At 37.1% G+C, this 9,616-nt stretch carries 11 protein-coding genes; 1 reads left to right on the top strand and 10 read right to left on the bottom strand.

Annotated elements, in window-relative coordinates:
• The 6 genes from AB1471_RS15505 to AB1471_RS15480 all read right to left on the bottom strand — a co-directional run.
• On the bottom strand, positions 1-448 hold a 448-nt coding region (locus tag AB1471_RS15505; RefSeq protein WP_367780671.1), incomplete at its 3' end, for a hypothetical protein.
• Between the two features lie 75 nt (positions 449-523).
• A complete protein-coding gene (locus tag AB1471_RS15500; protein WP_367780670.1) occupies positions 524-1,075 on the bottom strand; it encodes a hypothetical protein in 552 nt (183 codons plus the stop codon).
• A 198-nt stretch (positions 1,076-1,273) separates the two neighbouring features.
• Complete coding sequence (locus AB1471_RS15495; RefSeq protein WP_367780669.1) at positions 1,274-2,350, bottom strand: hypothetical protein; 1,077 nt, start codon at positions 2,348-2,350, stop codon at positions 1,274-1,276.
• 285 nt (positions 2,351-2,635) lie between these two features.
• Positions 2,636-3,016, bottom strand: coding sequence for a hypothetical protein (locus AB1471_RS15490; protein WP_367780668.1), 381 nt, complete (start codon positions 3,014-3,016; stop codon positions 2,636-2,638).
• 227 nt (positions 3,017-3,243) lie between these two features.
• A complete protein-coding gene (locus AB1471_RS15485; protein ID WP_367780667.1) occupies positions 3,244-3,666 on the bottom strand; it encodes a DUF1801 domain-containing protein in 423 nt (140 codons plus the stop codon).
• 131 nt (positions 3,667-3,797) lie between these two features.
• Entirely contained in the window at positions 3,798-3,974 is a 177-nt protein-coding gene (locus AB1471_RS15480) for an NADPH-dependent FMN reductase family protein (RefSeq protein ID WP_367780666.1), read from the bottom strand.
• Between the two features lie 361 nt (positions 3,975-4,335).
• On the opposite strand from AB1471_RS15480, the gene AB1471_RS15475 reads away from it, so the two are divergent.
• Positions 4,336-5,028 (top strand): hypothetical protein, encoded by a 693-nt coding sequence (locus AB1471_RS15475; protein ID WP_367780665.1) that lies wholly within the window; start codon positions 4,336-4,338, stop codon positions 5,026-5,028.
• 948 nt (positions 5,029-5,976) lie between these two features.
• Here the strand turns inward: AB1471_RS15475 and AB1471_RS15470 are convergent.
• From AB1471_RS15470 to AB1471_RS15455, 4 genes are all read right to left on the bottom strand, one after another.
• Positions 5,977-6,858 carry an aminoglycoside 6-adenylyltransferase gene (locus tag AB1471_RS15470; RefSeq protein WP_367780664.1) on the bottom strand — a complete coding sequence of 294 codons (882 nt, stop codon included), beginning with the start codon at positions 6,856-6,858 and terminating at the stop codon, positions 5,977-5,979.
• 140 nt (positions 6,859-6,998) lie between these two features.
• Positions 6,999-7,643 (bottom strand): malonate decarboxylase holo-ACP synthase, encoded by a 645-nt coding sequence (locus AB1471_RS15465; protein WP_367780663.1) that lies wholly within the window; start codon positions 7,641-7,643, stop codon positions 6,999-7,001.
• Positions 7,634-9,319 carry a biotin-independent malonate decarboxylase subunit beta gene (mdcD, locus tag AB1471_RS15460; protein ID WP_367780662.1) on the bottom strand — a complete coding sequence of 562 codons (1,686 nt, stop codon included), beginning with the start codon at positions 9,317-9,319 and terminating at the stop codon, positions 7,634-7,636. The genes AB1471_RS15465 and mdcD overlap by 10 nt, the downstream gene beginning before the upstream one ends.
• Positions 9,297-9,608, bottom strand: a complete 312-nt coding sequence (locus AB1471_RS15455; protein ID WP_367780661.1) for a malonate decarboxylase subunit delta — start codon at positions 9,606-9,608, stop codon at positions 9,297-9,299. Before AB1471_RS15455 ends, mdcD begins: the two co-directional genes overlap by 23 nt.
• Positions 9,609-9,616 lie beyond the last annotated feature (8 nt).

Here is a 9,616-nt window from a genome sequence, read left to right as displayed (position 1 = left end):
TATTTGGTTCTTTGAATATTAGATAAGATACCTCACTATTACTCTCATCTACGGCAATAATTGTATCAATATCTATCGTGCTATTCGCATCCATATTGAAGAAATATTTATCATAACTTTCCCCATCCACCGTAAAGGGCACTTGCTCTAAATCAACTAAAGCAACTAATGCATATTCTCTCGCTGAATCAATAAAACTATCGAATGATACCGTATATTCTAAGTACCCATTAGCAGCCGTTAGCATTGATCCGGAGTCAATGATATCTCCTTCTGTATCAAATAATCCTATTCCTAGTGTATTTGTTCCTTCTCCCGAATTTGGATGTACGGTATCATCTACGGTTTGAGTTTCTTCGTTCCCTTTATCATTAAAATAATAAACAGCAACGATACTGGAAATGAACAATAGCACAAATAAAGGGATCACTATTTTTAACCATTTCATCGACTTGACCTCCATTAAAAAAAGATGTGCAAATGGTCCTGCACACCCTTTCTTTTTTATAAAATCATAGATGTGTCAAGGAGTTGTAGAATTCAGTTTTATTGTTAAATCTCGTTCATCTGGATCTAAATCTACAGAAAAATCCACTATTCCATCATAAATGTGTCCGGGCCTACGTACATGAAGTCGCCAATTTGCATCATAAAAGTCAACTTTCACATAGTCCTCAGTAACTGCATATCCATCTTTTATAAAATAATCTAATAATTTTTGAAAGCCCAATATTCTAGTTGGAAATCCAACTTGATTATAAACATCTAATTTAAATGATATTTCGTTTACTAACTCATTTGTATAAGGATCAACCTTAAAATACGCTATAAAAAAATTATAGTTACCGATTGGAAGTGTTTCTCTAAAAATACTCATATGCGCCACATGTACATCATTCTCTATTATTGGACTGTCCTGCCAACCTTCTATATCCATACTAAACGTTACCTCTCTATCTACGCTCGTTAGTATTTCCATTCCTACATTGGAATCTTTTACACTAGCACCAGACACATGACTGGATATTCCTATCGATAGTAGGATACAGACAAAAAATATAGAAAACGGTTTCATTTTATTTACCACCTTTTTTTCATTATATCAAACGTGGATTAGTATACAATTTTTATAAAAAAGTTTGATCAAAAGTTTTCATAAACCTTTCTACAGCAACGTTCCCTAAAATTCCCCTTCTAAAACGGTTAAACTTTTTTCAAAACATCGCAACTTTTTTATAAACGGTACGACTTTCTTTCAAATCCACATCTACTGTCAGTTCCATTCCATAAGATGAGGTAAAGTTTGCTTTCCTAAACTATACCAAAGAACATTATCATTAATACCTTGACGGACATTTAGTACCGTATACCCATCTTTTAATAGAGCTAAATCGTTTTTACTTCCATTAAGATGATTTGTCCACATATCAGCCCAATTAATTTCGAAAGTAGAATGATTTACATCACCCATCCTTATCCACGATAAATTGCGGTTACCTTCTAAAAAGTCATATTCCATTGCTGCTATTATCTTTCCGTTCTGTAGTTGTACCGCAGCAGGGTCATAACTGTATGTATGATGCCATTCTTTCGAAGGAGTCCAAACCATTCCAAGCCTTGCTATTTCACCCATCGTGTACATAGAAGCATTTTCTTCCACATGTAACGCTAATAGATCTCCATTATCAAGTGTAGTGATAGAAGGAGAATGTCCTTCACCATACTTACCTTTTAATGTCCAGTTTACATCTGTTTCACCGATCACTCCTACACTATAATGAAGTTCTGTGCCGTATTCTCTAACCATTACGACCGAGTCATCAACAGTGGTTATAGAAGGTTTACTTCCCGCTCCATCCGTATACTTAGATCTCTCACTCCAATTCATATCACCGTTTTCAAATTGACCTGTAGTGTAATAAATATCATATTCATCCGTGTCGTTGTTGAAAACCTGATTAACAACCATTACATCATCTCCACTAGGAAGGGTAGTAATAGACGGTTCTTCTCCTGCATCGTAGTTAATAGGTGATGTCCACCATATTTTTTCATATTTGAACTCTCCTAATTGGTAAGAAAGAATTCCATCTAGCTCTTTAATAGCAACGATTAGACCGTTATCTAGTACGGTTATTGCAGGGCTTTTTCCCCTCGCATACTCGTGCTCATTACCTATTGGATCGGGTTCATCTTGAATGTCTTCCATATTTAAGATATCTAGTTCAATCTCTTCGATTGATTTTGAATTCTCCCCTTCATTTGATGCAAATATTACCTTTGGTGTAAAGATACTTACGATTAAAAGTGTGACTAAAAATAGTTTACTGAATAAAAAAACGTTTTTCATTTTTCATCCCCCTTATTTTTCAAACTTTTTTATTTAATTAATTCCTCTAATACCGATTATTTCAAATCTTCTCTTTTTAATCAATTGCTTATTCCATTAAACCAGAATAGAGGATATATTAATAGTGTCCAATCAGTCTACAAAGCGACCGTTTTATATACTCATTCTAAACACAAAAAAGGCTAGGCATGTTTGCCTAACCTATAGCTATTCAAATTCTTTTCTAATCACACGAGCTATTTTATAAGGTCTTCCTGCATTTTTAGATAGTTTTCTACTAAAGAACTAAATAAATCCATTAATGTCCCAATCAAAATAAAAATGCCACACGAGGGACGTAGGGGTGTTAATTGATACTGTTTCATCATCTACCAATTTCCAATATTCATGATATGAGATTTCTGTATCTTCACTAAAATATGTCTTTGTTTTATACTGTACTTCTAAAAGATCAAGCACTTTAGCATTATAATTAGGTTGGTTTGGACCAAGATTCGCAATATCCCACCAATCCAATTCCATTTCTTTCAACACCTCACCAAATAACATAAGGTTCGCTCGAAATGTATGAGCATGTGGAAATTCTTCAATCAAATCTCTAAGAGACACCAACTCACCTACATTCAGTGCATTGGAAGAAACCAAGAGGGTGTATATCATGCGCACGTATCCACTCCTTAAATTCCTTCCACTCTCGCTCCAGTCAGACATTTACCGTGGACACTTCCCGATAATCTTCCCTTCTACCAGGAAAAAGGAAATAAAAATAGTATTTGTTTTGCATACTTCCTAAACTTTACAAACTATTATTTTCATCGTTGGAAAATGACTCTCTACTCAAATGAGAACCTAGTTTTACTATCGTTGGATTGATGTGATTGATAGTATTGTTTTTATAGTACGCCCAACATTGGAAGATGTTTTCTTCTGTGATATGTGAGAGCCAACGAAATACAATCTTTCAACTCATTAACGGGTACTTCATCATTTTTATTAAATATGATAGCTCTATTGCCTTCAAATTTAAAATTTTCTCTATAAAGTTCTTTGAATATTTCTACCAAGTTGGTATTACAAACAAAATACATCGCATATTGATCTGGATTTGATTTTTTCAAATTCATTCTGATAGTACTCCCACTTTTTGTGAGATAGCTTGGTTCTCCCCATTTTAATGTTTCTTCAACGTTGTTTACACCTTCTATTTCTGATGCTGTATCTAGAACAAGCTTTCTAAGGAACATTAATTTTTGACGCATGGATTCTGGATATTTATTGAATACTTCTTCTACTTCAGGGTTTTCAATTATATACATATCAATCGTCACCTTTTTTTAGAGATTATATTTATTTTCCCACAAATAAGAATAGTTTATTTATATTAAACCTTTATATTAGCGTTAAGACTAGAATTATCAACTGATTTGTCTATGTTGAACTCGTTTTTTTATAGTTTTAGGTTTGCAGCAACTTCTAAAGCTTGTTTTATTGCAGCTTGTTTACCTTTTTCTGGTTCAGAAGCCAGCCCTTCGGCTAAAATGCTTTCTATATTTGTGACTCCAATTGCTCCTAACACATCCTTTATATATGAATTGCCATGTTCAATTCCACTTCCGGGTTCCATACTTCTATAAGTGTGTGGTCTGCGACGCTAAAACCAAACCCGAACTTCGCCCAAGATATCGGCTCCTAGTTCCCAGTATAGAGTGCTTGGGAACTTTTTGTATAGTAAAGCGAATAAACGTTGGTATGAAGGGATTTTGTCAAAAAAAAGTAGCTACAATTCTATAAATATGGGAACTCTTATATGGGATATAATGGAATGATTCTAGGGATTGACCATGACCTAGTTAAATGCAAAAAAACGCCCCTTTAATTGGAAAGAATGGTTAAAACTTTTTATAGTTGGTGTGCCACTTCTTATGTTATCATTTGTTGCTTATGGCAGCTAGAGAGAAGACCAAGAAAAAGGGAGAGTTTTTAGAATGACAGATTTATTTTTTAGCATCTTTTTTATTATGATTTTAGTGTTAATTGTGGGATTAATTAAGCCGACTTTGTTCAAGTTAAGTCGATTAAAAATAACAGCTATATCATTATCTATCATGGTAGTTAGCTTGGCAATTGGCGCTTCTTTTGCGCCAGATAAAGACGAACAAGAAGAAGCGACACAAGAGACACAGGCGGGCGATAAAGACGAACAAGAGACAGAACTATCAAAAGAGCAACAAGAGGCGTTACGGGCGTTCAATGACGACGTGAAGCCATTCATGGATAATGCGATTACTGATTTTGATTTCTTTTGGGAAGAACAGTGGACGAATATATGGAGCGATATAAGCAACGATTTGGCAGGAGATAACGAGTTGCTAGAAGCTATGGACAAATTAGAAGTTTTATATGATTCTCTTTGGCTCAGATTGACCGAATACGAGGGACACCATGCGTTTGAGGATGAGCAAAAAGAAAAATTTGATACCGTTATCGAAAACTTTAGCGCTGGTGTACACAAAAGAAACCAAGCCGTATTAGAGATATGGACGGCTCTGGACTCACAAGTATTAAACGAAAACATATTAAATAACGCAGTTGAAATAATTGAAGAAGGTGACGACTTCACAACTACAGCTCTAGTAGAATGGACAATGATAAAAAAACATTTTGAAGATATGGAATAACAGCAATAAAACCGCTCCACTTCTGGGGCGGTTACACATAAAAAAGGAGAGTTTTATCATGTCGTTATTTCTAGGTTTCATCTTTATTTTGTTCACGGCTTTCGTGGTGTGTGCAATGATCAAACCATCTATAGTAGGTGTTAAACACTGGTATATTGCATGGCTGGTCACACTTCCGCTCCAGGGCGTAGTTGGCTGGATGATCATATATTTTATCATGTGGCTTAATTCGCCAATAGGCAGCTAAATGATTCAACGTCCTGCATTAGCGGGGCGTTTTTTGTTTGCCCACTCCATGCCAAAGGTCATGACTATAACCAGTGAAAACCATTGATACTCAAAGATTAATATGATTCACTCGATTTTTGATAGTAAAAAAGTTTTTAAAGAATGGTTCCGATATGATTAATCTTCGTCTTTCCAAAAAATCTCTTTTCCTTCACAACCCATATCAATAAACGCATGATGATTATCATCGGTGATTTGTTCCAACATACCTTCTAATGTTTTCATTGTTTCGACCTCCTTACACGATTCACCTTAAATCATACCCGTATGAACACAAGTGAATCAATGTGAACGTGAACCGTGGGTGAAATAACTTTTTAATCGTCTATAAAACGAACGTTTTATAGACTTTTTAGAATGATAGCTAAAAGTGGCTAAAAAGGTGTCCTTCGGGTTCTTAAACTAGTCTATAATTCAAAGTTTATTAAAATCTAATGGAGAACAAGACGCCATAACCTCAAATAGACGGTCATGACGTTTCTAACATTATAGAGGGGTAGCGTCAGGAAAATGCGGATTTACAACGATAAGGAAACATGAATAATAAACAAACCTAATTTCTCAATAGTATAAGTGAGAAATTAGGCTATAGTTACTTCCATTAAAGCGCCCGATAATTGAATAAGCACCCTACTAAATTTGTAGAGTGCATCCATCTTCTTAGAATATTTCCTTTGCATCAAAAGGTAAATTTCTAACATGTTTAAGGTATTCAGTCATGTTTCTATCATCATCAAGTGGATATGTGAAATTAAAATGTTCAGCCACATCTTTAGATAAGATTCTAAATAATTCACAAGTAACAAATATTGATTCCCACATATTTGTATAAACAGAATTAGAATAAGTTTCTTTGTACATTTTCCAATATGATTCTGGAAGATATTCCTTAAAAAATTTCCCTAATTTTCCTGGTGAAACTTGAAAATCTTCTTGTATCCCAATCCACCAACTGACCATTTTATCTAAAGAATCTCTTGTCGTATATTCAAACATTAGTTTTGCATATGGGAGTTCATCACGCCAAATTCCTTTTACAACGTTTTGTAAACACCACCAGAAATTATTTGTAAAACTATCGTATTCACCTTTGGACGGCTTTTTGACATGGTAATCACTATCGGTAGGATAAGGGATTGCTGGCAAAAGATTATCTTTGTCAATTAAGGGAAGAGTGAGCTTATCTTTTTCATACTCTTCAAACATGACTTCTTTTGTTTGGATACGAAGGTCTATGCGATTTCCATCTGTAAAAAGCATTAAAAAACCATAAGACCTAGTGAAATCCAAATCAATTTGACTGCCAAAATCATTTTTGTCAGGTTCTTGCATCATTATTAAATCTCCAAAAGCATTAATCCATGTCTTATCTTCTATAAAAGAAGTTGTTTCTGTCACAACATAAACAACATCATAATCCTGAAAAATATCTTTTGGTACATTAGGGTTTGTTCTTGAACCATTCATATAGACTGCTCGAATACGTTCATCTTCCTTGGCAATGTTTATTATAAGATCCATCATTTCTTGTTCATTTCTCAATTATTTCCCCTCCTATATAAAGTTAGTTTTGCATGAGAAATTCAAAATGGAGGGGCTCGTGGTTAAGTGTAACACCTGCAATAGAAATACTACCAGCCCTACATGTTATTCAATTTAATTGATAGTTTTAAAGAAAGAATTCAAACCCATTCTTTTTTCTGCATTCCTACAGTGTACTGCCAACGAATCTCCTTTAACATAGGTCCATCTACGGTTCGAAGAAGTATCGGTTGTTCTCCAGAAATAGCGTATTCACTTAATGAAAAGGAGCCTTGCATCGTTTCTATTTGAACGTCAACACGTGTTTGGATTTTTTTCAATTCTGCTTCTAGTTGTCTAGCAAATCTAATCGTGACTCTTTCTGAAAAGCGAATTACAAGATCAAGATCGCTTGTCTTCGTAACCGTTTTGATCCCGCTCGCCAGCTCAAATCCAACACTTCCCACAGGTCCCCATTTAAGTTCATGGAAATTCATTAAATGGCTGACCCGTTCCAGACAACCAAACATTTCGTTCACATGTTCGTTCCACTTCTTGTTTTTCGCTAGCTGTTCGGGCGTAATCCGTCTCACAATCTGGTCAACTGGCAAAAAGGCGGCGAACCGCTCATTTCTGCTCGAACCGCGAATACCCACCGCCACAAGCTCTTCTCTTGCACGGGCACGCCTCACCACTACAAAAGGAGCTTTGGCGATTGACCTTTCCACCCATTCTGGCATTGGTGAATAACTGATCAAATTTGCTACACTTTCAATTTCCAGCAAGTCATGCGGATTTAGTTCCATTGTTCATTTAACTTTTCTCTCACCAAAATGGATGCTGCTCTGCCAGACTGAGCAAAAGAGGACGTTAACCGTACACTTAAATCACTTGAACGATCCATCCATACATCTTCAATGGCACGTTCGATCTCTTGATAAATGACAGCACGGTCTTTTTCACATGGAGTGTCCGCTTCTACTACATCTACTAAGGAAAATAGAGCACCTAGTTGTTTGAATGACTCGATATCATACGCCATTGCCGATACTTTTTTTGTTGCTTCTTCCAATTCTTCAAGACTTCTCTGTGTAATCCGAGCAGCCGCTTGCTTGGACATGACGTGTACATTCACGCCATCATCGCGAAGTGCAATCAATCGATTCGCCTGCATCCCATGTGACAAAAAGGCACCGGAAATCGCATTTCCAGGTATGAATGAAATGACCGGATGACCATTTAATCTTGCCGAAGCATAAGCGTCAACCGCTGCGGCACAAGCCTGATGAATTCCGAGTAGTTCTTCATGATAACCATAAGCTTGACTCGGCACATCAACGATTGCAACAATCGCACGCTTTTTGCTATTTTTATCTGCTTTGATGACTTCTTGGACATGTTTGGCGATGGACCAACCTTCCTGTAGACCAACTTCTCCTTTTCTTGCACGCGGAAAACGATTTTGAGCGTCTGGAACGACAGCAATCAAGCGAACCTTCTTTTCCCCAATCATACTGTCTGCTACCCGAACAGACGGTACATCGCCTATTTCTAAAGCGTCGCCACGTAGTAAATCAAACCATCTTTTCCCCCGGCCTATGGTTTGGTCACCTTCTAAGATAGTCGACTTTGACTCCACCATTGCATGTTCAGACTGGTCCCATAATAACCGGACCTTATCAGACGACAATCGATGCTTGGGATCGATTAAATGTAAAAAGGCTTCGTACCTCTCTACTTGCTCTGTTCTATGAACAAGATTTGAATCGTCCTTTATAATCGAAGTGATCGTTTCTTTGATCGCTTCTGTATCATCTTCAATTAACAGATCCGCAAAACCAGATCCTGTCCGTTGTTCTCCACCAATCGTTCCCCAGATGAGTGGTCTGTCTTTCGAATCAAATTCACGAATACCCGCTTCATATTCGATTACTTCTGGTCCGTTTAGTCCAAGACGTCCTTCACGCGTCATTATGATTGCGCTGCACAGACCTGCAGTAATGGACATTCCTCCAAAGGCTCCGATTTTCCCCGGAATGACGGCTATAACAGGGACATAACGTTTAAGTGCCACAATCGCTGCACAGATTTCAGCGATGGAAAGTAGACCATAATTAGCTTCTTGTAGTCTAACGCCACCTGTATCAAACACCAACACAGGAATCGTTTTTACACCCGCTTCACAATCTTTTAGCGCCATTTCCAAGCCTCCAGCGATTTTCGCACCGGATACTTCACCAATCCCCCCACCTTGGTAATTCCCCTCAATCGATATCACCACTGCTGGTTGTTCGTCTATTGTCCCCTTTGCTACAATCACTCCATCATCACTTTGAGGTACGATCCCCTGTGTCTCCAGATGAGGTGACTCTAGATTATCCCACGGGCCAAGTAGTTCTTTATATGTATTCTCGTCTACTATCCCATGAGTTCGTTCACGTCCACTACTTTCTACAAAACTAGCTTTTAATGTACGAATCATTCGCGATCACCTCCAGTGCTTGTTCAAGACGGAGTTTCACTACACCAGGCGTTGCTCCGAAGTCATTGATTTTCACTTTCGCCGCGACATCATGTTGTGTAAAAAAGCGTTGAACAACGGATTTCCACGTATTTTTATATCCAGTAACTCCTGTTCGAATCGTTACTTCTGTATGTGACTGATCAGTTGGTTCAATCAGAATTTCTAGGTCGCCAGATCCGACAACCCCTACGTGTACAAATCGGTTCATTCTTTTTGTCGCAGGAAACGTGTATGTCATACGTTCCAAATGAAGCA

Source organism: Jeotgalibacillus marinus, from assembly GCF_040801915.1.
Taxonomy (GTDB): domain Bacteria; phylum Bacillota; class Bacilli; order Bacillales; family Jeotgalibacillaceae; genus Jeotgalibacillus; species Jeotgalibacillus marinus.
Note: the sequence above shows the minus strand (reverse complement) of the source record. Positions and strands in the feature narration are given on the sequence as shown.